We start from the raw sequence: 25,441 nt of genomic DNA on the forward strand, positions 1-25,441 counted from the left end.
ATTCGGGCTGTATGACTACATCAAACCAGATGGCAGCAGTAGATTATTTAAAACCGAACCAGCGTAGGGGTTCGTTTTTTCAAACTCATTCATCAACACAACGTCTGGCTTGATCTCAGAGATCCGTTGGCTTAACGAACTTTTAATATAAGTATCCGTGTCCACAAAAAACAAGTTGTTTGAGACAGGCAATTCTTGCAAAGCTCTACGAATCACCATAGGCTTGATTCGAAAATGATAGCTTCCACCTAAAGAATACGACGCAACATCATCTTTAATGGAGACAGGCGTTATTGGTAAATTTTTGTATCGATCGACGCGTTCGGTGTACACATAAACATCATCGGCAGTCAGATCATGGAGGCTTTTCAACGTCATCAAAGAATATTTAAGCTCCTTGAAGTAAATATCCTTATTGCCGTATTCAATAAAAATGAATCTAGTGCCCATCTGCTTCTCCATTCTCTGCAGCATTTAGCACAAGAGCTCCCAAACACATGAGCAAACTCACAAACACCATGCGCCCAGAGTTGTGACCCAAAAACGTTTGAGTTAACCCAAAGTCCATGTACATCATCGGTAGCACCATTCCGCCCATCGCCAGAGCTTTGACGTTGGCGCCATAACCATGCAAATAGGGTTTAAAAAACATAAACAAAGGCAGCCAGTACAACGCAAGCAGCAGCATTAACCCGATCAGCCCTGTCTTGTAGGCCACATCTAAAAACTCATTATGTAAATGACTGAAGTCTTTCACAAAAGGATCTAGCTGCCCGGAGTGAATAGCTGCATCGCGATTACGCCTCCAGCCCTCAGTACCTTCCCCGATCCATGGGGACTTGGCGATATCCTTCGAGGCAATCGACCACATAGCCAAGCGAGATCCTACCGACGAGGCCTGCACATTGGATAACCAATAACTTTTAATCTCATGCATCGCCGTCATCACTCGGTTTTGCACAATACCGTTTGGCTGCATCGCGGGGATAGCCAGCACAACCAGCAAAACAGTACCCACCGCCACACGTTTTGCGCGGCTCCAACCTTGAGTCGCATTCAGCAACATCCACGCCAAAATTAACAACACAGCCAGCCATCCTCCACGGGTTTGGCTCCATACCGATGCGGCTAAACCAGAGCCAAAACCAACCAGCATCAGTGCGTCCATCCACTTACTAATGCGTACAGTCAGTAGGTAGACCAAGCACAACACGCCCATCAATAATGCAGCATTCCCAAACTGAATGGCGTGGTTAAACCCGTCTGCACGTGCACCCAGTACAAGGGCTTGGTAGCCAGCTAGGCATGCAGCCCCTATTGCGCCAACGGCCAATCCACCCCAAAAAAACAACGCGTTAGGTTTGTATTTGCGAATGCCCCAAACACCCAGCACCAACAAGACAAAAGGCAAATAAGGGTCTATCGTGCGCCATGCCATTAAGTGAACCAAGCCAATTGCCATGTGCCCCACGGCATAAGCCAAACACGGCCAGATGAGCCATTTGTTTGTGTTGTCAATGAGGCTTTCTCGTTGACGTAGCCACAGCAGCAAGCCCAGCACACACGCCAAGAAAAATCCCAGCGAATATCCGCGCGGTATCACCAAGGCCACTGCGCCAACCAGAAAAACAACTATTGAATACAGGTTACTTAACAAAAGCATCAGTCCTTGTGTAATACGGATGCACTTGCATCTTTAGCCGCTAAGAGCGGCGGCGCATCCAGTAAATGTAGCGGCCATTCAATGCCAATCGCAGGATCACTCCAAAGCAAACTACGCTCAAACTCTGGGTGGTAATAATCCGTTGTTTTGTACAAAAACTCAGCACTCTCACTTGTCACCAAAAAGCCATGCGCCAAGCCTGCGGGTATCCAAAGCTGCTTTTTGTTTTCGGCTGATAGTTCTAACCCAAACCATTGGCCATACGTGGAAGAGCCTTTTCGAATGTCTAACGCGACATCAAACACTGCACCTTGCGTGACGCGGACCAGCTTGCCTTGTGCATGCTGCACTTGGTAGTGCATGCCACGCAGCACGCCTTTGGTTGACTTGCTGTGGTTGTCTTGCAAGAAGGTTTCACTCAGCCCCGTAGCTTTGTTGAAGTCGCGCTGGTTAAAGCTTTCAAAAAAGAAACCGCGTCCATCACCAAACACCTTGGGCTCTAAAACTAAAACGCCCGCTAGGGGCGTTTGCATCACGTGGTAAGGCATAGACTTACTTTAACAAACCCAACAGGTACTGGCCGTAACCGTTCTTAGCCAATGGCGCAGCGAGCTTTTGAATGGCAACCTCATCAATCCACTTTTGGTTAAACGCAATTTCTTCGGGGCAAGCCACCATCAAGCCTTGGCGTTTTTGCAGCGTGCCAATAAAGCTGGCGGCCTCCAACAAGCTGTCATGCGTACCCGTGTCTAGCCACGCATAACCACGGCCCATGATTTCTACATTCAACTGGCCCAACTCTAGGTAGCGCTTGTTCACATCGGTAATTTCTAGCTCACCGCGGTGCGATGGCTTCACAGCTGCTGCAATGTCGCACACCTGTTCGTCATAAAAATACAAACCAGTTACTGCATAGTTGCTCTTAGGCTTGGCGGGTTTTTCTTCGATGCTCAAGGCACGGAACTGCTCATCAAACTCCACCACGCCATAACGCTCGGGGTCATGCACATGGTAGGCAAACACACTGGCACCGCTGGTGCGTGCGTCGGCACTGTGCAGCTGCTTGACCAAATCGTGGCCGTAAAAAATGTTGTCGCCCAGCACCAAAGCGCTGGGGTGGTCTGCCACAAAGTTTTTACCAATGATGAAAGCCTGCGCCAAACCATCGGGGCTTGGCTGCACCGCGTATTCAATGTGCATGCCCCACTGACTGCCGTCACCCAGCAGCTCAGCGAAACGGGGCGTATCTTGTGGGGTGGAGATGATCAGCACCTCACGAATACCACTCAGCATCAGCGTGGTGAGGGGGTAGTAAATCATGGGCTTGTCATACACAGGCATTAGCTGTTTGCTAACGGCTTGTGTGACTGGGTACAAGCGGGTGCCAGAGCCGCCCGCGAGGATGATGCCTTTGCGTTGTTTGGTCATATCTGTTCTTCTTGTTTAGAGTATTTCGGCCAACATGCGGTCTACGCCCTGCTGCCAAGGCGGGAGTACCAGCCCAAACGCCTGCTGAAGTTTAGCCGTGCACAGGCGCGAGTTCAGTGGGCGCACCGCTGCTGTAGAGAAAGCGCTGGTAGGCACGGGGGCAATGTCAGCCACCGTCCAGCCAAGTTCGGGCTTGATGGCTTTGGCCTTCTCAATCACATGGCTGGCATAGCCGTGCCATGTGGTTTCACCTGCAGCCACAAGGTGATACACCCCGCTGAATGAAATGTTTTGTGTGTTCAGTAATCGCCGTATAGCGTGGGCCGTGACATCGGCAATCAAGTCTGCGCCTGTGGGTGCGCCGTGTTGGTCGTTAATGACGGTCAGCTTTTCGCGCTCTTGCGCCAAGCGCAGCATGGTCTTGGCAAAATTGCCGCCACGTGCGGCATACACCCAGCTGGTGCGGAAGATTAAATACTTGCACCCACTGGCCACAATGGCTTTTTCGCCATCAAGCTTGGTTTGGCCGTACACGCTTAGCGGGCCTGTGCCCTCGCCCTCTTGTCTGGCATGTGTGCCACGGCCGTCAAACACATAGTCGGTCGAGTAATGCACCAGCCATGCACCCACTTGTGCAGCGGCTTTGGCCAAGGCTGCAGGCGCTTCAGTATTTAAAACCCTTGCCAGCTCAGGCTCTGACTCAGCTTTGTCTACGGCTGTGTGCGCGGCAGCATTGACGATGAAATCTGGCTTGTAGGCCAACACCGTTTGCGCCAGTTGTTCGGGCTTAGACAAGTCGCCGCAATATTCGGTGCTATGGCGGTCTAGTGCCAACACCTCGCCCAAGGGGGCCAAGCTGCGTTGAAGTTCCCAGCCCACTTGGCCGTTTTTGCCTAAAAGAAGTATTTTCATAAAAGTAGCTTGCGAAGCTTGGCTGACGACACATGGTCGATATGCCTAAAAGCTGTTGCAACTTTGTCCATCTGTTCTTCGGCCACGCCGTACTGGTCAAAATACACCCGCCATTCACGCACCACGGCCCACACGTTCGACATGATCTCGCAGGCTTTCGACTGCGACAACGTGAACTTGGCGTGTGCTGCCAGCGCGTTGTCTAAATCAGCCAAACGCCCTTGGGGCCCAACACCCAAATGTAAATAACGCTCGGTAGCCACTGCAGCCCTAGGCATCACATCGTACAAAGGGCTCAGAGCCCAACCACTTAAGCGCGGGTCCCACACAAAACCGTGGTTGCGCAAATGATCGTCATCGTTGGTCACCAAGATGTTGAACACCATGCGCCTAAACAACTCTTCGTTGTCACGGCGAATCACGCTGGGGTGGCAATAGCGCCGAATGGCATCTGCCAAATCGGCATACGACTTGTTGGGCGACTCTGACTCGTCGCATCCAAGCATCGTCAGCCCGCTCACAAAACCCATACGGCACTCCGTGCCCACCTCTGACCAATATCGGTCAAACCTTTGAATCAGCATGACGCTGCGGTCGCACAGACTTTGCGTGCGAACTGGCGGCACACACTGACCCGTCTCTTTCGCTAGCAAAAGAGTGGCCGCCTCAATGGTGGGCACATCCATTGCGTCAGAGGCACTGGCAAACTTGGCCAGCCACAAAATACCTTGCTCGTCGCGAATCGAGGCCTTTGGCCTAGCGCCGCCCAACGCTGAGCCACCTTGAAAAATCGCATCTAAGTGCGCGGGAACTGGCAACCCCTCATCAATACGGGAAGCCGCCTCTACTAAATGCGCCAAGCTATGCCATGCACTTGCACCTACCGTAGGCGCATCACTGATGTGGTTGCGTATGTCTAGCGCCCCCACTCGGTCACTGCCAGCGTGCAACAAATATTGCGACTCGGGCAAGCTATTGGCGGGTACTTTGAGCTTGGCCTCTATCACGCGACGGCCCCACGCATCGGGTGCCGCATCGCGGATGCCACCAAAAAACGGTAGCCCGGCCACTGGCAACAAGCGCTTGGCAGTGACAGCTGCCTTATCGGCAATGCTCAAAGCCACAGGGTCTACCTCTAACGCGCCAGGACGTTTCAGATAATTCATGCCATAGGCAAAACTGGAAGCCAACAACCTTGGCCCTTCTTCTGTCAGCGTTAGTTGTCCACAAGGCGCCCATACTCCGCCCAAGTGGGCAAAGGTCATCAGTTGCGCGGCTGTTGCGGACATGTATTTAGAAATTTAGCGCCTCGACGTCTGCCGCGCTTAAACCCCGCACCCGCTGCGTTTGCTCACGCAAAGCAAGGGCCACTAACGCGGGGTCTGACTCAAAAAGCAACTGCAGCAATGTCGTGCCTGGTGCAATCGCATCAAGATAGCGCAGCACTTGGCCCATAGCTAGGCCTGGGTCACCATGCTCTAGCCGATAAGCCGTGTTGCGCGAAATACCTGCGCGCAGCGCTGCATCAACTTGCCTCACCCCCCGCGCAGTGCGCAAACGCGCTAAAGCGCTACCCATGTGTTGGGCTTGTAGCAACAAAGCGGGGGATAAAACTGCGGCTTGCGTGACTTTCATGATCGTTAAATCGTACCATAAATTATTTTAAGTTTGATTTAACGATCATTTACTCGCCGTACTGCTTACCCACCCATTGGCGATACGCACTGGTCACGCCTTCTACCCATGCTTGGTTGGCTAAGTACCACTGCACGGTTTTGCGGATGCCGGTCTCAAAGGTTTCTTGCGGCTTCCAGCCTAAATCGCGCTCGATCTTGCGGGCGTCAATGGCGTAGCGGCGGTCGTGGCCGGGGCGATCTTTGACGTAGGTTATTTGCTCGGCATATCGTTTGCCATCTGCGCGGGGTTGCAACTCGTCAAGCACGGCGCAGAGGGTGTGCACCACTTCAAGGTTTGGCTTTTCGTTCCAGCCACCAATGTTGTAGGTCTCGCCTACTTTGCCTGCTTCTAGTACACGGGCAATGGCTCGGCAGTGGTCCTCTACATAGAGCCAATCACGCACTTGCTGGCCATCGCCATAAATAGGCAATGGCTTGCCAGCCAAAGCGTTGAGCAACACCAAGGGAATCAGCTTTTCTGGAAAGTGATACGGCCCATAGTTGTTGCTGCAATTAGTCGTCAACACGGGCAGTCCATAGGTGTGATGCCATGCACGCACCAAGTGGTCGCTGGCGGCCTTGCTGGCTGAGTACGGGCTGTTGGGCTCGTAGTTTTTGGTTTCCGCAAACGGCGGGTCGGTGGGCAGCAGCGTGCCATACACCTCATCAGTCGACACATGCAGAAAGCGGAACGCTTCTTTCTCAGCCGCAGGCAGGTCTTGCCAATAAGCGCGCACGCTCTCTAGCAAGTTGAACGTGCCCACCACGTTGGTTTCAATAAAATCACCGGGTCCGTGGATGGAACGGTCTACATGGCTTTCGGCGGCGAAGTTCAGCACAGCACGGGGCTTGTGCTCGGTCAACAGCTTAGATACCAAAGCACGGTCGCCAATATCGCCCTGCACAAAGATATGGCGCGGGTCGCTTTTGAAAGCGTCCAAATTGGCCAAATTGCCCGCATAGGTTAGTTTGTCTAGGTTAACCACCATTTCGTCTGACGACGATAGCCATGTATGGACGAAATTGCTGCCGATGAAGCCGGCGCAGCCGGTTACAAAAACTGTCATGCTTGTCTCGCTTGCTCTATGTGAACCCAATCCACAACATCACCATTGGCTTGGTACCCATTCACCAACTGTTGCAACAATTGACGAATCATTGGAACGTCATTGGTACGCATCGCTTGGCGCAACTCATCAAGTGCGGCTTTAAGCTCAGTCCATGGCAAAAATTGCTCATGCGCTTTCATGATGCGCAGATGAGGCGTACTTTCTGGATTGTCACCAATCAATAACTCTTCAAACAGTTTTTCTCCGGGCCTCAAGCCCGTCACAGCAAGCTCAATGTCACCGGCTGGGTTCTGCACATCGCGCACAGTGAGTCCGGATAGCTCCACCATGCGACGCGCTAAATCGATGATCTTGACTGGCTCTCCCATATCAAGCACAAACACATCGCCCCCAGTGCCCATAGCGCCTGCCTGAATAACCAACTGTGCGGCCTCAGGAATGGTCATGAAATAGCGAGTTATCTCTGCATGTGTCAGCGTGATGGGGCCACCATTTTTAATCTGCTCACGAAACAGGGGGACCACAGAACCACTAGAACCCAACACATTGCCAAAGCGAACCATTGAAAAACAAGTTTGCGATTGCAACTGGGCATGCGCTTGCAACACCATCTCGGCCAAACGCTTAGTTGCCCCCATGATGTTAGTGGGGCGCACGGCCTTGTCGGTGCTGATCAGCACGAAGTTGCGCACGCTGTTGCGAGCCGCCGCTTCGGCGCACACCCAAGTGCCCCACACATTGTTGCGCACACCTTCGGCAGGGTTGTGCTCCACCATGGGCACGTGCTTGTAGGCCGCGGCGTGGTAGACGGTGTGCGGCTTCCAGGTGTCCATGATCTCGTGCATGCGCACCTCGTCGCACACCGAGGCCAGCAGCGGCAGCAGTTCCACCCCATCGGCCACGGCCAACAACTCTTGGTGAATTTGGTAAAGCGCAAATTCGCTCATGTCCACCAACAGCAGTTGCTTCGGGTTCGTGCGCACAATTTGCCGGCACAGCTCACTGCCGATGCTGCCGCCAGCGCCCGTCACCACCACACACTTGCCGTGGGTGTTGAGGTTGAGCAGCAAGCCATTGGGTTGCACCGGCTCGCGGCCCAAAAGGTCGTCGATGTCCAGCTCGCGCAGGTCAGACACGTTCACCTTGCCCTGCGCCAAATCGTTCAAGCTGGGCAAGGTGCGCACCGCCACCTTAAAAGGGGCCAAGGTGTTCAAAATTTCATTGCGCCGGGCGCGGCTGATGGTGGGCAGTGCCAGCAACACGTGCGTCACGCCCAAGTTCACCACCCATTGCCCCAAATCTTGCGGCGCGTAAATGGGTTGCCCGTTCAGGACGTGGCCGTGTAAGCGGTCGTCGTCGTCCAAAAAGCCCACCACCCGCATTTCTTGGCTGTTGGTCATGGCGCGCACCAGCTGACGCCCCGCGTCACCCGCGCCATACACCAAGACCTTGGGCAAGGCCGCCAAGCGCAAGCGGTTTTGATAAGCCCCACCCAACCAATACCGAGCCAAAGCCCGAGACAAACCCACGGCCAACAACAGCAGCATGGGCTGAATCAGCCCTAGGGTGCGCGGCACACCCGCCAAACCAAAGGCGGTGATCGCCGTAAAAAACACCACGCCGTACATCAGCATGGCCTTGGCCACCGTCATCAGCGCGGGCCAACCCGAATACCGAAAAATTGCCCGGTAAAAGCCCTGGGTGATGAAAATCGGCAAGGCCACCGCCACCGACAAGAGCGCGGCGTTCATGGGCTGCCATGTCTCATGGCCCTGCATAGGCACCCATTCGCCCAAACGCAAATAAAACGCCAGCCACACCGTCAGCACACACAAGCTCACATCCACACTGATCGCCACCAAGCGCTTGGCCACGCGCGGCAAGGCCAAGGTTCTGATGACCCATGCAGACTTGTTCATCGGCTGGCCTCTTTCAAAACGCTGGTGATGGCGCTCACCGCACGGTTCATGTCAGCTTCTGTCAACGTGGGATGTACCAAGAACATCAGCGATGTCTCGCCCAACGCCTTGGCGATTGGCAAACGATCTTGGGGCCGCCAGCCCGTGCCATCAAAAGCCTTTTCCAAATACACCTCAGAGCAGCTGCCTTGGTAGCACGGCACGCCTTGTGCGTTGATGGCTTCGATGATGCGGTCGCGGCTCCAACCCGGGGCCAAATGTTCTGGTCGCACATACGCGTAAAACTTGTATTGCGCATGGACGCACCCACTCTTGTCATCGCGAGCGCAGCGCGGCGATCCAGAGCAGGAGGCGCAACCCAACCGCGGCAAACGAATAACACCGCCTTCACCCGCAAACGGCCGCAAAGCCGCCGCCACCGTGGTGGCGTGGGCATTTCGCTTGACGGTCCAATCGGCCATGCGCCGCAGCTGGATGCGCCCAATCACCGCCTGCATTTCCAGCATGCGCCAGTTGGTGCCAAAGCTTTCGTGCAGCCAACGAAAGCCCGGCGGGTGCTGTCGCTCGTACACGGCTTCGTAACTCTTGCCGTGGTCTTTGAAACTCCACATGGCGCGCCAGAGGGCTTCGTCGTGGGTGGTGACCATGCCGCCTTCGCCGCCCGTGGTCATGATCTTGTCTTGACAAAAGCTCCAGGCGCCCACGTGGCCGATGCTGCCCACGCTACGACCCTTGTAACGTGCGCCATGCGCCTGGGCGCAATCTTCAATCACCTTCAAGCCGTGTTGTTCGGCCAGTGCCATGATCGGGTCCATGTCGCAAGGCCAACCCGCCAAGTGCACACAAATCACCGCCTTGGTTTGCGGCGTCAGCACGGCGGCAATGGTTTGCGCGGTGATGTTGCCGGTCTCGGCATCCACATCGGCAAACACTGGGGTGGCACGCGCGTTCACCACACACGACACGCTGGCGATGAAGGTGCGCGGCGTCACCACCACCTCGTCGCCGGGGCCAACGCCCAACGCTTTGAGAGCCACGTCCAAAGCCAAGGTGCCGTTGGCCAGCGCCACCGCATGCGGCACACCGCACCAAGCGGCAAACTCTTGTTCAAACTCGCGGCATTCGGTGCCTGTCCAGTAGTTCACCTTGTTGCTCAAGACCACGCGGGCCACTGCGTCGGCTTCTTCAGACGTGAAACTGGGCCATGGGGCCAAAGAAGTGTTCAACATACGGTTTATTTGTTCATGACTCTAGCCGGGTTGCCCACCATCGTCGCCCCGGCGGGCACGCTCTTGGTGACCACCGCACCCATGCCCACCACAGCGCCACGGCCGATGACGAGCGGTGCGCCCGGTTGACCTTGTTTGATGACGGCGCCTGCGCCAATGTAGGCGTGGTCTTCAATCACCACATTGCCGTTGCACTTCACGCCAGGAGCGAAGGTGACGAAGTCGCCAACCACGCAGTCATGCGCCACATAGCTGTAGAGGTTGGCATGAAAGTGCCGCCCAATGCGAATGTTGCTGGTGAGCGTGACAAAGGGGCTGAGGATCGCGCCTTCGCCCAGCTGCACCTCGTCCATCTGCACCACGTTGCCTGCGCGCACCTCAAAAAACCCGACTCCATCGGCCTCGCACTGCACCGCCAAGCGCTGCCTGGTCTGGCTGTTGGCGATGGCAATGCACACATGGCGGCTGCTGGCCGGCTCGGCCATCCACTGCTCCGTGGTGAGCACCCGGTGCCCATTCACCTGCGGTGCTGGCGGGTGGTCGTCCACAAACACCAAGTCGGCCTCGCCTGCACTCAAAGTGGGCCGCAGCTGCTGATAAGCCAGAGGCATCACTTCTCGTCCAAAACCACTGGCCCCAAAAATCGCGTAACGTTTCATTCCCCAGAGCCCTTGTTTATTTCGGTACCCGTGAACCTCGTCATGGTCGCCTCACCCGCGGCGCTGATGCCGTCGCGCACCAAGACCTTGCGCACCGTCATCCACACAATGCTCAGGTCCAGCCACAGGCTGCGGTGGTCCACGTACCAAACATCCAGCGCAAACTTCTCTTCCCAGCTGATGGCGTTGCGGCCGTTGACTTGGGCCCAACCGGTGATGCCGGGGCGCACCTCGTGGCGGCGGGCTTGCTCTGAGGTGTAGAGCGGCAGGTATTCCATCAGCAGTGGGCGCGGGCCCACCAGACTCATGTCGCCCTTGATCACGTTCCAAAGCTCGGGCAACTCGTCCAGGCTGCTGGCGCGCAAAAACTGGCCAAATGGCGTTAGGCGCTGAGCGTCGGGCAGCAAGGCCCCATCGGCGCCGCGCTCGTCCGTCATGGTGCGGAACTTCACCATTTCAAACGGCTGACCGTGCAGTCCGGGGCGTACTTGTCGGAACAGCACCGGGCTACCCAGCTTGCTTCGGACCAGCCAAACCAGCACCAGCAGCGGCACAGCCAAGGCCAACAAAGCCACTACAGCCGCCAATAGGTCAAAACACCGCTTCATACCTTGGGCGCCGGGGACTCAGGGCCCAACAGGATTTTCAAATAGTCTTGGGCCAATTGCCTGTAACTGCGGTTGGCCAAAATCCAAGCCCGCCCCTTAGCACCCAAGCTGGCCCGCTCTTGGCTGGACATGGCCGCATAGCGTTCGATTTCTGCCCGCAAAGCCGGCACATCACCCGCCGGCACAAACGTGCCACAGCCGGCTTCATTGATCATCGACGGATAACCGGTGTAAGACGCCACCACGGGCTTGCCCGCCAGCATGTAGTCAATCACTTTGTTGAGCGACTGACCGAAGCGCCAGACTTTGGACACGTGCACCGAGAAATACAACACATCGCACCGGGCCAACACCGCTTGCACCATGGCTTTGGGCACTTTGGGCGCAAACGTCAAATTGGACAGGTGCGCATATTTTTGGTGGTAATGCGCGCGTAAATCACCGTCACCCACCACCAAAAAGTGCACCTGCGGCTGGTCTTGCATCAGCGCTGCACAGTCGAGCATGGTGTCCAAGGCATTGGTGATGCCGATGGTGCCCGCGTGCACCACAATGAATTTGTCTGCTGGAATGTGCTGCTGGGCGTAATCGGCCGGCAGCTCTGTGCAAGCCATCAATGCCACCTCATCCACACCCATGGGAATGCAATGGGTGGGCTTGGCTTGGCCCAACACCAGCTGCACATGCTCCGCCAAATTGGGCATGGTACCCACCACGGCATCGGCGTAGCGGTAACCCAGCTTTTCAATCCACCCCAAGCCCAGCACCAAGGGGTTCCAGCGGCTAAAGCCCCCCTCTTCGGTGATGGTCAGCGGCCAAATGTCGCGGATTTCGAGCACCAGCCGGCACCCGTACTGGCGCCTGAGCCAAAAGCCGTTGAGTACCGTCAACAAAGACAAGCTCGACACCACCACCGCGTCGGGCTTGGGCAAGCCCGCTTTGGGCATGCGCCACAAGCGCCATTCAAAGTCCAGCCAACTGGCGATGCGCCGCACCGACTTGGCCACTTGGTAGCGCATGGTCTTGACCCACCACAGCTGCAGGCCATCCACGTCTTGGCGAACGTAGGGTTGCGCCAAATCGGGCACTTCGGCCAGCTGATTGGAATCTGATGTGATGACCACACAGGTATGCCCCAAGCGCGCCAGCTCACGCATGATCAAGTAACCGCGACCGCCCACACTGCCCTGGCTGTGGGGCGTCACATACTTAGAAACGTACCAAATACAGGCCATTTCAATTCATTCAATCACACAGTTTAGGAATTGCATTGATGACCGGAATCACTTTGTCAAAACCCATCCCAATTGCATCCAAATACCATTTGATATTGGGGTAACGGGGGCGGTTCTCGTCTTCTACCAAAGCCAAAGCTTGTTCACGCGTCAGGTCACCCTCACGAATTTGATTACTGCGGAAGGTGTCATGCTCAGTAAATCCAGCCACCGTGTAATAGATGTAGTTGTAAATGGCTGCTGTGCCATCACCAATACGCCAAGTGGTGTTGGTGTCTGGGGCAGTTTCCCAGTCGTATTGGTTGATAAGAGTGTCATCGATTGTTTTTTCGTCCCAACGCCAGTAATCAAAGATGTGGTGGTAGTCCGTTTTCTTGTTGAAACTGCGGTAGTACTCACCCGACAAGGTGTCCCACAAGGAGCTGTTGAAATAGCCGGGACTTTGCGACATGGCCTTGAAACGAAGCCATTGATAGCGCAGTTGCTTCATCGCTCCGCTGGAATAGACCTTCTCCTCTTCAAAGTCAGGCGGCACCCCCAAAAATCCGGCTTTAAAGTGGGTCACCTCCAAGGGATTCACCCCCCAGAGGTTGAGCGAAATACCAGTTTGCTGCTTCACCGTCTCAACATGACGGAAGAAGTGTTTGTCACCCGCGGTGAGGATACTCACCATACCCAAGTGAGGCGACTTCAGCCATGCCTGCAAATTCATGGCGATGTTGCGACGCTTGAGTGCAATGTCATCGGCCACGATGATGTTCTCAATGCCCATTTGTGCACACATGCGGCTGATGTTGCGGCGGCCCAAGTCAGTCACCATGCCCCAGTCATAGGTGTAAGTGATGGGCTTCATCTTTAGCTCTTTGGCAATCAGGTGCAGGCCATAGCAGCTGTCTCGCCCGCCTGAAAACGGCACAATGCAATCGTCGCCATGCTTCCGCCGAAACGGCTCGACCAGGTTGAACAACTGATCCACAGGCTTGGGCTTGTTGCGTGGTTTGTAGTGATGGCAGTAGTTGCAAACGCCCGCTTCGTCATACCGAATGTAAGGCATGGTATCGGGCAAGATGCAACGTGTGCAGCGGCTCACGGTGTAGCGCTTGTATTCCAGCATGGCCTCTTCGGCCTTGTGCGTGCCTAAGCTGGGAATCAGGTTGGTCGTTCGCTGCACATGCTCGTGAATGGTGGGGTCAGCCATTGCCACTGGAATGTCCAACACCAATCCCTCAGCCCTCACTTGCGTCACCATTTCACAATGTAGCTGCTTCAGCGGGTAGCTTTCTGACGCAAAGTAATGCGCGCCACCTTTGACGCCGTGGTAAAGGCTGCCGTTGTTAGAAAACAAACACAGCTTGCCGAGCTTGGGCAATGCCATCGCGCAAGCCACCACGCCCTTACACGACCCCAGAACACTAGCAGCAATACCTCCCACCAGCCCACCTTTTTCAAGGTGGTCAGCAGCAATGGCCGCAATGATTTCGGTGTCAATCTCTTGTTTGGGAGTTTTGTCCAGCGGACCCCACAAGGACTCGTGGTTCACCACAATGCCGTTGTGAATCACGCACACCCCATCGCGGTACACCGGCTGGTTGTCGGATAAGCCATTGGTAATCAGGCGGCTGTGGCCAAACACCAGGGAGGCATTGGACACGTCCAATTGAGGCAGCAAACGGGTGATGGGGTAATCGGCCCGGTGGGCTTGGTAGGCTACACCGTCGAACAACATCAAACCACTGGAGTCTTTGCCGCGCTGCTGCGCATGTTTAACCAACACCTGCAAATCGGTGGGGTTGATTGTTGCTGACGCTACGATGCCGAATATTCCACACATAAATCAAAATCTCAAAAAAAATAAAGCGAACGACAGTCAAACCGACATTATCTGTTCATAAAACACAAGGAGCTTCGCTTCTTCTTGCGTCCAGTTGTAATGGGATAAGACGGCCCGACGACCGTTTTCGCCCATTTTCTGGGCTTCATCTGGATGAGTAACCAGATAGTCAATGGCCGATGCAATTTCGGCGGGATTCATGGGATCTACACAGATACCAGATTGACTTTCCTCGATGATTTCCCTCCACAAATCGAAGCCAGAAGCAATGACTGGAATACCGGCAGACATGTACTCAAACATCTTGATCGGTAGGGCATCTAAGTAATTGGGGAGGGGATGAAGATTGACCAGTCCTGCTACAGAGCGGCCAAGCACCTCGGCTACACCCCTGCGATCCTGAATACCGTGATCGTTGACATAAGACCACCCAGCATAGGTTCGAACCTCCGCCTCGACCTCCGGCTCTGCATATGCGCCGACCATATTCAGACGCGCGCCAGAGCGCGTCAGCTCCATGGCCCGCACCAGCTCCTTGACGCCCCGAGCCTGTGCGATCGTCCCGACGTAGCAGACCTCGATGGCTTTGTTTTGCCAAGGCACTTGGGCATCCAGCTCGCCGAGCATCGGAAAGTTGTTGATATCAACAGAAGTCGGATTGATGTTTTTGAACTTGTCACGGATAGATGGTGTTGCACCCACGATGCCATCAAGGCGGGAGCAGACAAAGCTCTCGTATCGAGCGAATCCCCAAGAAACCAACTTTCGTACAAAAGGGTGCAGGTAATGCTTGCCAAGGATCTGTTTGGGGACATCCTCGTGCGAGTCGAACACCACCCGCTTGCCTTTTTTCTTGAGTCTCCAGCCCATGGGCAGTAGCTCCGGATCATGCAAGTGGTAAAGGTCCGCATTTAAGGCCAACGCCTTGTTGTAGACCCGCCGTGAGCCAAAAAACATCCGCTCCAACCTACCGGTCGAACGGCCAGAGTCAACAACCATCACGCCACCGATTTTCTCGTTACCCTGCCCATCCGCCACGACAAAGAAAACCTCATACCCAACAGCCGCAAGACTGTTGCATTGCTTCAGATGGACCCGAATTTCGTTCCTGTAATGCCCAGTACTGGCATGAACAATGCGCCTCAACGAAGTCTCCTCATAAATCCCTTGCATTCACTGACCGCACGCCCAGCTGTCGCGCACAGCCCAACAAGCGACGATAAAGACCCAAAGTTTCTGGGTGCTCGGGATTGTTGAACTGACCGGGATGGAACAGCAGCGAAACCGCTCCGCCAACCACGGAGATGTGGCGCAGATGACGCTCGAAAGCCGCAGCCGGATCAGAAGGGTATTGCTTGACCAGCGTGCCCTCCATGAACACCATGGGCATTTCGACCAAGGGCAGGGCCTGCTCGCTCTCAGCATCATAGGGCCGGAACGGCCCCGCAATACCAGCGCGATAGCCGATGCGATCGTAGTAACCCAAGGACTCGTCTGCCAAGATGCTCATGTCGACGTAAAAGTGCCAAGAGCGGGCCGGGTCGAAGCGCAGATAATGAGCCCGTCCAGCCACGACACGCCACCCCAGCAGCGCCTCAAGCTCGGCACACTGGGCTGTAAAGGCTTCAGGTTCGAGATGGGTGTCATAGTTGTAGTGCACACCCAGGTCCCAGCCGATTGGCGTCAAGGCCGACACGGAAGATATCAACTCGGAGCCGCTGCGTGCTCCAAAACGGCCGCCGGTACCGTTCAGAAAGTAGAGCGATGAAGTGAAGCCAAGCATCCGCTCGATCGCGATCATGCCGACGATGTTGTCGAAATAGTAGCGACGAGGTAGGACAGTATTCACCAACGCCAGCCAGGCATTGCGCATTTGGGGAAAGGAACGGCCGCGCGGCAGGAAGGCTCGCGACAAACGCACCACCTGTGTCCAGAAATCGTTACCTTTCAGCTGGTCAAGATCATGTGAAAGTACCAGCACCGGCGGGGCAACCATCCCTGCTGCCAGCGTGGCATCCGGCACACCACTCTTTTGCAGTCCCATGCAGGCTGCTACCAATGCGGCCACGGAATCGTTAAAGATCGGGGATTCGAGCAAGCCCGCCTCAGCTCGCGGGCTCATCCGGCCAACGAAACGGCCATGTTCGTCTCGATCCGGACATGACGTTTCCTCTTTGAGTGCGAGCAGGTCGAACAGCGTGGGTGCCAGATTCCAGACCGGCATGACAGCGCCGCAGGGGTGGACATACCACAGGGGAGCCGATGGGTCCTGCAGACGCCATTCGTTTGATGGAGGGGGAAGCGCATTCCACAAGGTCAACCGGGTCGCACCGAATGGCACTTTCCAGACATTCCCAGGCACCACGCCTGGCGCAACGTCTGTGGGGATAAATAAGCCCGCCTCTTCAGGATGCGCAGCCTCCTCCATCGAGCACCAGCGCAGTGGAACAGATTCAAATGCCACCCGCGCCATATCCGTGAAAAAGCGATGGACATGCGCACGAATCGCCTCTTCAAGATAAAGGGTTTCCGCCGCCAGCATCAGCCAACATCGCCTTGTGTATAGGCGCGGGTCACAAACCAATCGTCCCAGACGTCCATAGATGCTGGTGCATCCTTGCCAGGCGCCAGATAGAGCACGACCGGTTCGCCGCGCCGAATCAGATAGAAGCCCAAGCTGTGCGCCGTCTTTGAGATCATCTGATCGAACGGATGCGCGTTGAGTCGCCAGCTTCGGATGGCAACCGCGCCAGCGGCACGCAAATTCAGCACGGCCTGCAGCATCAAGTCGTGCAGGACATGATGCGCATCATCCGTACGCAGCACGATGACATCCACGATATAGCCTATGGACGCTTCGTCGAGAGAGTAGGCAACCCACCCCACCAACGTGTCGCCACGATACGCTCCTAGCAGGGTGGCCCTCACCGCAGGGTTATCGTAATAGCGCCATTTCAGATAGGCCTGGTCGCGCAGAATTGTCGTTCCACCCCAGCCCTGCACAAACTCCCTGCACAAGGCGCCGCCTTCGGCCGGCGGTTGCTCCAAGACTTCAAAACGGACACCCTGAGCGCGGTTCGACGCCAACGCTATGCGGGCAGCCGAAACGAAGGAGGCAGCGCCAATCGCAGCGGTCATGGCCACCCGTCGCATGCCCATCCCCACCGAGTCGCCAAAGGCGGCTGCGGCCCGAACCGACAGAGGATGCACCAACTGCGAGGTGCGGCCAGGCACATAAAAGCCGACACCCTCGAACGCCTTGTTGGCTGGTGTAAAACCCCAAATGGACTGCACGCCCTGCTCTAGCGCGAAGGCCATCAAGGGCTCGTACATCTTCTGGAACACGCCCTTGCCACGCATGCTCGGATCCACTAGGGTCTCTTCGGACTTAGCCGTCAATATCTCCCCTTTGGGGTCGAGCATGGTGATCGGCATCAACGCCTGCGTCCCTACAACTTGCCCATTTTCTTTGGCGACGACGAATGGCCTTTTACCGCCCAGCAGTTGATCAAATTGCCAGTGCCACTGAGCAAGGGATCGTTTTGACCCATAGGCGCGATTATGAAAATCGTTGCACTCTTCAATATCTTCATCTTTAAGAAACTCGATCAGCACCGCTCAAGCCCCCCTAAAAGATGAAATACAAAAAAGTCGGCCCGTGTAAACTAGTGTATTCATTTCACGTTGTAGACGTTGCCATTTGTGGGGGTCAGCCGCTGATACATCGCCAGCAATCTTTCAGCCTGCGCCTTCCAGCCAAGCGATTCAATATCCGATGTCATACGTTGCCGCCCCTCTCGCTGTAGTCGAATAACAGCATGTGCTATCGCATCGACCTCATTGACTGCGCACAAGCCCAATTGGAAACGCTCCACCAGTTCCTGAATATCTGGGAAGTTCGAGGCAAGCACTGGGACGCCCGCAAACGCGTACTCAAACAGCTTGTTTGGCAGCGAATAGTAATCACTAAGAGAAACACACTCCACCATACAAAACCCGTAGTCCGCCGTCCTGACCAGTGGCACAACTTGCTCGTGGGGTACAACATCATGCAAATGAACCCTGCCATTTTGGACCGCGTGATTAACGATAGTCTCCCGCAAGGAACCTCGGCCGATAAATACGACATGAGCCCGCACTTCCTGACTGGTGAACACCTTCAACAACGTTTCGATGCCCCGACCTGGCCCCAACAACCCCAAATACACGAAGACCAGCTGATCTTCTGAAATACCGTATTTACGATGGAAGTAGCGCCCCTTGAATTCGGGTACGTCCTGAACCGGATCTCTATTAAATACTGGAGAGTTATAGACCAGTGCAGAGTCCTTGTGCGTGAAACGCTCCATATACCAGCGTAGGATCGAAGAGCTAACCGTCACGAAACCGTCCACGCCTCGCCAGCAAAATTTCTCTATCGCCAGCGTACACCAGGCCATCCAACGTGTCTGCCCGTTCTTGTCAGACTCCAGTTCATGAGCATCGTAGATGACCTTGCCCCTGCAGAGCCACGCTATCGTGACCGCAATTGGGAGTAGTGGCGTGTCGTGACAATGAATCAAATGTGGACGGATGGCCAGCCCCCTGACAAGTACGCGCATCCAGATCTCGAGATAAATCAAACCATAACGCAGATGGGCAGGTATCCATCGGATTGACCTGAAAAACACTTTCAGGGTACTCACATCCGCAGAGTGTCTGGTGCACTCCCCACCTTTCGATCCGAATTCGGCAATCCCAATAGCATGCAACTCATACAAGCCCGCATCCTCAAGTGCGCTCAGCTCTTTTAGGATTCGACTGTCTGCTCTAATGTCTGTATGTGTTAGGTGTAATATTTTCAAAAGAAACCTTTTCCAGGGTAACTGTGCAATTACATTCTGAGTAGACGCACAACTAATTAACCAGTCCTAACCGAATAAACGTTTTTCGCCTTATTAGCGCCCCAGAATAGTGCTGATCATCTTCCGAATAGTTCTATAAACATATCGAATTACTCGAAGTTTTTTCTGGTGATTGGGGTATTCGCTGTAATGCCGGATAGGCTGATTAATCAGATCTTCGAATTCGGCAACTGATAATTTCAATTTCTTGGCAATGAAAGTTTTATCTTCAAGCAACAGACGCTCATCGTACAGTGGCTGATTCAATGCATCTAGTGCATCCGATCGATCCATCTGCCCATCCAAAATGAGACTGGACAAGTGCGCCTTGCGCTTGTCGTATCCAAATTTGTAAGGAAGGTAATAAGCTTGGAAAAAGCGGCTCCACCGAGACTCAAAATGTTTCCCCCCGTAGTAGCGCCAACCCAAATCACGCTCCAGAGTCTCTATCGCATCTTGCTTTCGATAAGGAAGAAAATTCAACGGCTTAAGTACCTCCATCTTCAACAGATGAGGGTACTTTACATAAAGATCAAAGAAATTGATGACTGGAAACTTACCTCGTGGTCTAGTTCCGAATCGACTGTGAATACCCTTGAGAAGGGTTGCGTCCATTGCGTCATAACCCCAAGCTCGGGGAAGGATGCTCTCAGTGGCAAAGTTACTACCATTAATCACGTACTTGATCCCAGCCTTTTCGGCATAACCATAGAGGGCTGCAAAAAATGCATGATCTTGAGGGGCATCTTGATTGGCAAGATTGGACCTTAGAAAAGCAAGTTGCATGTCACGCATCTCCTCCCAATCGATTACATGAGTGACGAGATCAAAGCCGAGGCGCTTACAGATCTGCTCAATGTTCATGACCGCGAGTTCTGAATTCCAACCAGCGTCTACATGAACCACCAAAGGTCTCAAACCCCACTCAGCCACCTTTAATGCGCAATAAGAACTGTCAACCCCGCCAGACAAGCCAATAATGCAATCGTAGGACTTACCTGTGCCTTGCAACTTCAGGGTTTCGATCATATTGGTCAGTAACAACCCACCTTGTTCCAGTGTCGGCCACTGCGACTTAATGACCGAGTCAAAATGACGGCAATGGTTACAAACCCCGTGCTCATCAAAATCGATCTCAGGATCGGTGGTATCCATCACGCAACGTGTACACACCTGATAATTACGATCGATCGGCACAAAAGCCGCACGGGTAATTGGGCTACCGTCAGTAGGGGCACAAACGGCTTCTGCAGGATCACTGTAATCTGGTGAGGACATAACTGATTTGTGTCTTTCAATAATTTTTAGCTTTACAGCTCAACGTAGCAAGCGTTCAAGAAGAAGTTCAATATGAACATCACGGCAACAGCCTTGCCAGCTCTGCCCGCGGTGGGTAATTGATCAAGACGGCACGATGAGGCCCGACAAAAACAAATAAGCTGCCCGCTGCGACAGCCGTTGCTCCGCCGACATTGACGGCCGCAACCAGATCATCTATGCCACCTGCTCCTCCACAAGCAACCACCGGTAAATGAACCGCGCACGCCACCTCACGAATCAACTTCAGATCGTATCCGGCTTGAGTGCCGTCCCGATCTACGGCATTCACAATGATTTCACCCACACCTTGCTGCTCAAGCGAACGAACGTGCTCCAGCAAAGTAACAGGTTGCCTAGTCTGACCGGAATGAGAAAACAACTCGTATCGCCCCAGTAACGTACGTTTGACGTCGACACATCCGACAATACTTTGGGCACCAAATGTGACAGATGCCTGACGAATAAGGGCTTCACCACCATAAGCCGCAGAATTAATGATAACCTTCTCAAAACCAAGAGCAAAAACACGTCTAATTTGATCCATAGAACTAATGCCACCGCCATAGGCCATCGGCATAAAGGCCTCACTCGCAATATCCTCAAGAAGATCAAAATCTGGACCTCTTTTCTCGCGGCTAGCGTCAATATCAAGAAAAACCAATTCATCAACTTCTTTTTCGTTGAATATCCTGACTGAATTAATTGGATCTCCTATATATGTGGATTTTTTGAACTTAATGGTTTTAACTAACCCTCGGCCACGCAACAGCAACACAGGAATAACACGCGTTTTATTCATTTCGACACAACACCTACAAACGCACTCATAAGTGCCAATCCATGCCTAAGAGACTTTTCAGGATGAAATTGGGTTCCAAATATCTGGCCTTGCTGCACCGCACAGGTGAACTCAACGCCATGCTTAGCTGTTGCGATAACATTTTTTTGGTTTTCGCAACTCATGAAATAAGAGTGAACAAAGTAAAAACGAGCATCCTCGGGAACACCATCAAACAAAGGTGAAGATTGAGATTTGTCAATCTGAGCCCAACCCATGTGTGGAACTCTTATTCTTGGGTGAGCCGACAACTTACGGCACTCCATATCAATCCAACCCAAGCCCGGCGTGTCACCCTCCTCACTTCCTTTACCAAGCATCTGTGCACCAAGGCAGATACCCAGTACTGGACGTGACATATGAAGAGCAAACTCTTCAATCACATCACGTAGTCCTGAACTATTAAGCATCTTCATACCATAGTCAAAATGGCCAACCCCAGGAAGCAACAACTTATCAGCCCGACTAATTTCGCTTGGATCATTCGAAATACAGACATCTGCGCCAGCCTTTCGCAGCATATTCCCAACGGACGAAAGGTTACCCACCCCATAATCAACAACTACGATCACTCTCCACTCCGGCCATCTGCACTTGAATAATCACCCATAACCTTTGAATAAACAAAAAAAACTACAGCCAAATAAGGAGTTGTAAAAAAGGCTTCGTCAGTAGCCACTCTAGCAAGCAAAGCCATACAAATAAATATCGCAAACCATTCTCTCAATTTCAACAATCGTCTAAAACACAGAAATAAAATCACAACAATCATTACCACGCCTGAGAGTCCATACGCTTGGTGCGCACGGAGATAGCTACTATGAATATTACAATTTTCGCGACTATACCCAACAAGAATATTGTGACAATTCGAATCTCGATTCCCCATAAACAACCCCTCCGGAGTAAGTGATTTAAAATAGTCTACCCATAAGGTAAATCTGACATCAGAAACCCCACTTATTGCCACTCGATCTATCGCACTGTACGATCTTTCGCCCATCAGCACCGGCGAATAATAGTTAAAAAAAACTATTGCCAATGATACTGCAATGACCCAATATTTCCTTTTCCGATCAAATTCACCCATTAAAATACATGTAGCCACGCAAAGAACGATTAAGGCAGCACCAGCAGCCGAACGCCCCTGACTCCAAACGGCCAATGTAAACAGCACAGCTGCAAAAAGATAATTTTCAATCCTAAACAAAAGAGTGCGCGTATCTCGCAATGGAAAATGCACTCGAAAAAAATACACCACGTAAAGGATTAAGAAATGCAGCGTTATTCCATTTTGACCAATCGATATAATCGTTTGATCCAAGTCAATTTTCCATAATACAAGCCCGCACCAAAGACTTATTATCAAGTATAATAAAAATCTTATGTGATTTAATTTAATTAGATACAAGGCATAGACCAAGCCTGCAGACGCCAATGCATTAGTAGCATAAAAGTTAAATTTTTCCCGATAGTAAAAAATTACAACAAAAGCCGAAACAGATATAGCCATCGCAAACAAAGAGATGCGAAGTTTTACCGGACTATTGCGGAGCGAGCTTTGCATTTGAATTAGCAAAAAAAAAGCACAGTCCAGTTGAAGTTAGCACAAATAATGTAACTCGATTACTAACTAGCCACAATATAGCAAGACTATAAATTGCAACCAATGCAAGCAAGTTCATTGCTTGAGCTTGATGCACTTTTACGCATTTAACCATTTACACTTTTACCTCGTCATGCGATTATTGATAACACAATTTTTCACGCCATCAAAACGATCAAAGAAAAACTCATACACATAGACGCAAACAATTAACAATGCCAATCAACCCGCATCAAAAATTAAGCCACAAGCAAACATCAGGCGGAAAATATCTTAACATCATTCACAATCTTTATGACAATCTGATCCCAATCATATTGCCCACCAACTAATGATCTTGATGGTTTTTTTTTCGCGCTGTCGATCCAATTTTCAATAAAGTCAAGATCAAAAGGATGTTTAATTACATAACCATCATCAACCAACTCAGTGAAGTAATTGTTATAACAGCCATCACCACGAGTCGTTGGACATAAAACTAGCGAAGTCACTCCAAGCATTGCCACATCGTAACAAGACATTGAACTCATTGTAATGTGTGCATCACATAACGATGCAACACTTACCAAAGGTGCAGCAGATGACTCTTGCCAAACCACATTTGTATGTCTATCAGAAATATCGCGCACAAATGAGATTGCTTTTTCAAAAGAAGATCTTTTCATCTGAACGGGATGCAGCCTAAAATGCCAAAAAAAATCGCTTCTTTTTCTGATTAATTCTACTAAATTTTCATAGAAAATTCCATTATTCAAAACACCCTTTAATTCCGCCACTTCTCCATCATAACCCCATTGAAGGGTAACAATTATATTTTTCTTACCCCGCTTTTCTCCATAGTTCCATTCGACCGGAAAAACATATTTGGGATCAGTAATTTTTTTATAAAATGGATGCGGCACCTTGATGACTGATAACCCCTTTGACTCAAGAGACTTAAATGTCTCTTTGGAAACATCATCCAACACCAATACTTTGTTTGGCAATTCATCGCCTGTTAATTGATCCCATCCCCATGGAACAAATCTATACCCAATACCATGTAACAGCTCAGCAGTGGTAACATTATGCTTTTTGGCTGCTAGGCATAAGTCTGATGGCAAGCCTATTCCAATAACGCACCTTGCTTGCGACTTTTTAAAAATTAAATCATACCCATCAAAACTCTTTGATTTATAAATTTTATTCTTAATTAGCTGAATAAAATAATTGCGATTGAATAATAGAGATCCATTTGCTGCACTTTTCAATCCAAGCCTCGACCAGGGCAATGATATTGCTTGACACTTAATTTTTTTTCTTGTGAACTCCTCATAAATCGAGTCAATCAAAGGAGAGTAAGCCAATCCATTTAGAGTTAATCCTCTATCGACATCATGACAAAACAGAAGCACGTCACATCTTTTTATTTTTGAAATTTCAGAATAAAAATAGTGTGGCTTTAATTGATTTGCAAAACGCAAATATTTTCGAGCAAGCGATTTAATCTTATCGATCATTCTTCGATTAAGTCGCTTGATGTTGGTGTATTTGCAAGGATATTCACTTTTACCTTTTTGCCCATAATGCAAGCCAAAAACTTAGGAGGCAGACCATAGCCTGGCCGAACGCTTCGTACGTTCTCGAAGGTAATGGCATCACCAGCCTTCATATCTTTCACAAAATAAAGTGAACGGCGAAACTTCGCATTCCCCTGCTCACTCGACTTACGTCCGTAGTCCACTCGCCCCATGGCGTGCCAAGCGGTTTTGGCACCGTGGCACAGCGCGGCCAAATCGGCTGGCTCCAGTGAAAAGCTGTCGTCTGGCCCGCCGCCGCTGCGGTCCAGGGTGAAGTGCTTCTCGATGATGCTCGCCCCCATCGCCACGCTGGTGATAGCGGTGGTGTTGTCCAAGGTGTGGTCCGACAAACCTGTCACCAAACCAAAACGCGCCATCATGTCGGGAATGGTGCGCAGGTTGTAATCTTCGGCCGGCGCGGGGTAACCACTGACGCAGTGCAGCACAGCGAGTTGCTGACAACCACCTTCGCGGGCGGCGTCGATGGCTTCTTGAATTTCTTCGGCATCGGCCATGCCGGTGGAGATGATCATGGGCTTGCCGGTACTGGCCACATACCGAATAAGCGGCAAGTCCACCGCCTCAAACGACGCAATCTTGTACGCCGGTGCGTTCAAGTCTTCCAGCAAATCAACCGCCGTGGGGTCAAAAGGCGAGCTAAAAATGGGGATGCCCACTTGGCGCGCACGTTCAAACAAGGGCTTGTGCCATTCCCAAGGCATTTGCGCTTCTTGGTAAAGCTGATAGAGGTTTTTGCCATCCCACAGCCCGCCATGGATCTGAAAGTCTTCGGCTTGGCTGTTAAGGGTGATGGTGTCAGCCGTGTAGGTCTGCAGCTTGACGGCATCGGCCCCGGCCTTTTTGGCCTCTTCGATGATGCGCAAGGCAATGTCCAAGCGCCCGTTGTGGTTGGCGGAGATCTCGGCAATGACAAACGGCGGGTGATCGACCCCGATGGAGCGGCCGGCAATTTGGATGTGGGGTGAGTTCGACATGTTGGAACCT

General features: G+C 52.5%; 24 protein-coding genes. All 24 read right to left on the reverse strand.

The window, feature by feature from the left end; genetic code table 11:
* Nucleotides 1–15: 15 nt before the first annotated feature.
* The 24 genes from C5F52_RS02065 to pseI all read right to left on the reverse strand — a co-directional run bounded on the left by C5F52_RS02065 (nucleotide 16) and on the right by pseI (nucleotide 25,431).
* Entirely contained in the window at nucleotides 16–450 is a 435-nt protein-coding gene (locus C5F52_RS02065) for a hypothetical protein (protein WP_146100017.1), read from the reverse strand.
* On the reverse strand, nucleotides 440–1,663 hold the full coding sequence (locus tag C5F52_RS02070; protein ID WP_104796659.1) for an O-antigen ligase: 1,224 nt from the start codon (nucleotides 1,661–1,663) through the stop codon (nucleotides 440–442). The genes C5F52_RS02065 and C5F52_RS02070 overlap by 11 nt, the downstream gene beginning before the upstream one ends.
* Nucleotides 1,663–2,211, reverse strand: coding sequence for a dTDP-4-dehydrorhamnose 3,5-epimerase (gene rfbC, locus C5F52_RS02075; protein WP_104796660.1), 549 nt, complete (start codon nucleotides 2,209–2,211; stop codon nucleotides 1,663–1,665). The genes C5F52_RS02070 and rfbC overlap by 1 nt, the downstream gene beginning before the upstream one ends.
* Nucleotides 2,212–2,215: 4 nt before the next feature.
* Nucleotides 2,216–3,091 carry a glucose-1-phosphate thymidylyltransferase RfbA gene (gene rfbA / locus C5F52_RS02080; protein WP_104796661.1) on the reverse strand — a complete coding sequence of 292 codons (876 nt, stop codon included), beginning with the start codon at nucleotides 3,089–3,091 and terminating at the stop codon, nucleotides 2,216–2,218.
* Between the two features lie 15 nt (nucleotides 3,092–3,106).
* Nucleotides 3,107–4,003, reverse strand: coding sequence for a dTDP-4-dehydrorhamnose reductase (rfbD, locus tag C5F52_RS02085; RefSeq protein WP_104796662.1), 897 nt, complete (start codon nucleotides 4,001–4,003; stop codon nucleotides 3,107–3,109).
* The gene (locus tag C5F52_RS02090; RefSeq protein WP_236657688.1) at nucleotides 4,000–5,169 is read right to left on the reverse strand and encodes a type II toxin-antitoxin system HipA family toxin; all 1,170 of its coding nucleotides are present in this window, start codon (nucleotides 5,167–5,169) and stop codon (nucleotides 4,000–4,002) included. Before C5F52_RS02090 ends, rfbD begins: the two co-directional genes overlap by 4 nt.
* Before the next feature lie 127 nt (nucleotides 5,170–5,296).
* A complete protein-coding gene (locus C5F52_RS02095) occupies nucleotides 5,297–5,638 on the reverse strand; it encodes a helix-turn-helix domain-containing protein (RefSeq protein WP_104796664.1) in 342 nt (113 codons plus the stop codon).
* A gap of 49 nt (nucleotides 5,639–5,687) precedes the next feature.
* Nucleotides 5,688–6,746 carry a dTDP-glucose 4,6-dehydratase gene (rfbB, locus tag C5F52_RS02100; RefSeq protein WP_104796665.1) on the reverse strand — a complete coding sequence of 353 codons (1,059 nt, stop codon included), beginning with the start codon at nucleotides 6,744–6,746 and terminating at the stop codon, nucleotides 5,688–5,690.
* Nucleotides 6,743–8,668 carry a nucleoside-diphosphate sugar epimerase/dehydratase gene (locus C5F52_RS02105; protein WP_104796666.1) on the reverse strand — a complete coding sequence of 642 codons (1,926 nt, stop codon included), beginning with the start codon at nucleotides 8,666–8,668 and terminating at the stop codon, nucleotides 6,743–6,745. Before C5F52_RS02105 ends, rfbB begins: the two co-directional genes overlap by 4 nt.
* Complete coding sequence (locus tag C5F52_RS02110) at nucleotides 8,665–9,897, reverse strand: DegT/DnrJ/EryC1/StrS aminotransferase family protein (protein WP_104796667.1); 1,233 nt, start codon at nucleotides 9,895–9,897, stop codon at nucleotides 8,665–8,667. The genes C5F52_RS02105 and C5F52_RS02110 overlap by 4 nt, the downstream gene beginning before the upstream one ends.
* A 5-nt stretch (nucleotides 9,898–9,902) precedes the next feature.
* The gene (locus tag C5F52_RS02115; RefSeq protein ID WP_104796668.1) at nucleotides 9,903–10,556 is read right to left on the reverse strand and encodes an acetyltransferase; all 654 of its coding nucleotides are present in this window, start codon (nucleotides 10,554–10,556) and stop codon (nucleotides 9,903–9,905) included.
* Entirely contained in the window at nucleotides 10,553–11,164 is a 612-nt protein-coding gene (locus tag C5F52_RS02120; protein ID WP_104796669.1) for a sugar transferase, read from the reverse strand. The genes C5F52_RS02115 and C5F52_RS02120 overlap by 4 nt, the downstream gene beginning before the upstream one ends.
* The gene (locus C5F52_RS02125) at nucleotides 11,161–12,399 is read right to left on the reverse strand and encodes a glycosyltransferase family 4 protein (RefSeq protein ID WP_104796670.1); all 1,239 of its coding nucleotides are present in this window, start codon (nucleotides 12,397–12,399) and stop codon (nucleotides 11,161–11,163) included. The genes C5F52_RS02120 and C5F52_RS02125 overlap by 4 nt, the downstream gene beginning before the upstream one ends.
* A 10-nt stretch (nucleotides 12,400–12,409) precedes the next feature.
* Complete coding sequence (locus tag C5F52_RS02130; protein WP_104796671.1) at nucleotides 12,410–14,230, reverse strand: glucosamine 6-phosphate synthetase; 1,821 nt, start codon at nucleotides 14,228–14,230, stop codon at nucleotides 12,410–12,412.
* Nucleotides 14,231–14,266: 36 nt separating this feature from the next.
* On the reverse strand, nucleotides 14,267–15,376 hold the full coding sequence (locus tag C5F52_RS02135) for a glycosyltransferase family 4 protein (RefSeq protein WP_236657689.1): 1,110 nt from the start codon (nucleotides 15,374–15,376) through the stop codon (nucleotides 14,267–14,269).
* A gap of 10 nt (nucleotides 15,377–15,386) precedes the next feature.
* The gene (locus tag C5F52_RS02140; RefSeq protein WP_104796673.1) at nucleotides 15,387–16,772 is read right to left on the reverse strand and encodes a hypothetical protein; all 1,386 of its coding nucleotides are present in this window, start codon (nucleotides 16,770–16,772) and stop codon (nucleotides 15,387–15,389) included.
* Nucleotides 16,772–17,845, reverse strand: coding sequence for a GNAT family N-acetyltransferase (locus C5F52_RS02145; protein WP_104796674.1), 1,074 nt, complete (start codon nucleotides 17,843–17,845; stop codon nucleotides 16,772–16,774). The genes C5F52_RS02140 and C5F52_RS02145 overlap by 1 nt, the downstream gene beginning before the upstream one ends.
* A 59-nt stretch (nucleotides 17,846–17,904) precedes the next feature.
* A complete protein-coding gene (locus tag C5F52_RS02150; RefSeq protein WP_161499635.1) occupies nucleotides 17,905–18,915 on the reverse strand; it encodes a glycosyltransferase in 1,011 nt (336 codons plus the stop codon).
* Nucleotides 18,916–19,167: 252 nt separating this feature from the next.
* On the reverse strand, nucleotides 19,168–20,391 hold the full coding sequence (locus tag C5F52_RS02155; protein WP_104796676.1) for an N-acetyl sugar amidotransferase: 1,224 nt from the start codon (nucleotides 20,389–20,391) through the stop codon (nucleotides 19,168–19,170).
* Between the two features lie 79 nt (nucleotides 20,392–20,470).
* Entirely contained in the window at nucleotides 20,471–21,232 is a 762-nt protein-coding gene (locus tag C5F52_RS02160) for an AglZ/HisF2 family acetamidino modification protein (protein ID WP_104796677.1), read from the reverse strand.
* The gene (hisH, locus tag C5F52_RS02165; protein WP_104796678.1) at nucleotides 21,229–21,843 is read right to left on the reverse strand and encodes an imidazole glycerol phosphate synthase subunit HisH; all 615 of its coding nucleotides are present in this window, start codon (nucleotides 21,841–21,843) and stop codon (nucleotides 21,229–21,231) included. The genes C5F52_RS02160 and hisH overlap by 4 nt, the downstream gene beginning before the upstream one ends.
* Nucleotides 21,840–22,838: a hypothetical protein gene (locus tag C5F52_RS02170; protein ID WP_104796679.1), complete on the reverse strand. Its 999-nt coding sequence runs from the start codon at nucleotides 22,836–22,838 to the stop codon at nucleotides 21,840–21,842. Before C5F52_RS02170 ends, hisH begins: the two co-directional genes overlap by 4 nt.
* A gap of 296 nt (nucleotides 22,839–23,134) precedes the next feature.
* A complete protein-coding gene (locus C5F52_RS29625; RefSeq protein WP_146100019.1) occupies nucleotides 23,135–24,376 on the reverse strand; it encodes a hypothetical protein in 1,242 nt (413 codons plus the stop codon).
* Nucleotides 24,373–25,431, reverse strand: a complete 1,059-nt coding sequence (pseI, locus tag C5F52_RS02175; protein ID WP_104796680.1) for a pseudaminic acid synthase — start codon at nucleotides 25,429–25,431, stop codon at nucleotides 24,373–24,375. The genes C5F52_RS29625 and pseI overlap by 4 nt, the downstream gene beginning before the upstream one ends.
* Nucleotides 25,432–25,441: the final 10 nt, after the last annotated feature.

The organism is Limnohabitans sp. TS-CS-82 (genome assembly GCF_002943475.1).

Bases quoted from the DNA above. Each gene is read 5' to 3' on its own strand.
- C5F52_RS02065 (WP_146100017.1), bottom strand. From the start codon at position 450: ATGGGCACTAGATTCATTTTTATTGAATACGGCAATAAGGATATTTAC.
- C5F52_RS02070 (WP_104796659.1), bottom strand. From the start codon at position 1,663: ATGCTTTTGTTAAGTAACCTGTATTCAATAGTTGTTTTTCTGGTTGGC.
- rfbC (WP_104796660.1), bottom strand. From the start codon at position 2,211: ATGCCTTACCACGTGATGCAAACGCCCCTAGCGGGCGTTTTAGTTTTA.
- rfbA (WP_104796661.1), bottom strand. From the start codon at position 3,091: ATGACCAAACAACGCAAAGGCATCATCCTCGCGGGCGGCTCTGGCACC.
- rfbD (WP_104796662.1), bottom strand. From the start codon at position 4,003: ATGAAAATACTTCTTTTAGGCAAAAACGGCCAAGTGGGCTGGGAACTT.
- C5F52_RS02090 (WP_236657688.1), bottom strand. From the start codon at position 5,169: ATGAATTATCTGAAACGTCCTGGCGCGTTAGAGGTAGACCCTGTGGCT.
- C5F52_RS02095 (WP_104796664.1), bottom strand. From the start codon at position 5,638: ATGAAAGTCACGCAAGCCGCAGTTTTATCCCCCGCTTTGTTGCTACAA.
- rfbB (WP_104796665.1), bottom strand. From the start codon at position 6,746: ATGACAGTTTTTGTAACCGGCTGCGCCGGCTTCATCGGCAGCAATTTC.
- C5F52_RS02105 (WP_104796666.1), bottom strand. From the start codon at position 8,668: ATGAACAAGTCTGCATGGGTCATCAGAACCTTGGCCTTGCCGCGCGTG.
- C5F52_RS02110 (WP_104796667.1), bottom strand. From the start codon at position 9,897: ATGTTGAACACTTCTTTGGCCCCATGGCCCAGTTTCACGTCTGAAGAA.
- C5F52_RS02115 (WP_104796668.1), bottom strand. From the start codon at position 10,556: ATGAAACGTTACGCGATTTTTGGGGCCAGTGGTTTTGGACGAGAAGTG.
- C5F52_RS02120 (WP_104796669.1), bottom strand. From the start codon at position 11,164: ATGAAGCGGTGTTTTGACCTATTGGCGGCTGTAGTGGCTTTGTTGGCC.
- C5F52_RS02125 (WP_104796670.1), bottom strand. From the start codon at position 12,399: ATGGCCTGTATTTGGTACGTTTCTAAGTATGTGACGCCCCACAGCCAG.
- C5F52_RS02130 (WP_104796671.1), bottom strand. From the start codon at position 14,230: ATGTGTGGAATATTCGGCATCGTAGCGTCAGCAACAATCAACCCCACC.
- C5F52_RS02140 (WP_104796673.1), bottom strand. From the start codon at position 16,772: ATGCTGGCGGCGGAAACCCTTTATCTTGAAGAGGCGATTCGTGCGCAT.
- C5F52_RS02155 (WP_104796676.1), bottom strand. From the start codon at position 20,391: ATGTCCTCACCAGATTACAGTGATCCTGCAGAAGCCGTTTGTGCCCCT.
- C5F52_RS02160 (WP_104796677.1), bottom strand. From the start codon at position 21,232: ATGAATAAAACGCGTGTTATTCCTGTGTTGCTGTTGCGTGGCCGAGGG.
- C5F52_RS02170 (WP_104796679.1), bottom strand. From the start codon at position 22,838: ATGCAAAGCTCGCTCCGCAATAGTCCGGTAAAACTTCGCATCTCTTTG.
- C5F52_RS29625 (WP_146100019.1), bottom strand. From the start codon at position 24,376: ATGATCGATAAGATTAAATCGCTTGCTCGAAAATATTTGCGTTTTGCA.
- pseI (WP_104796680.1), bottom strand. From the start codon at position 25,431: ATGTCGAACTCACCCCACATCCAAATTGCCGGCCGCTCCATCGGGGTC.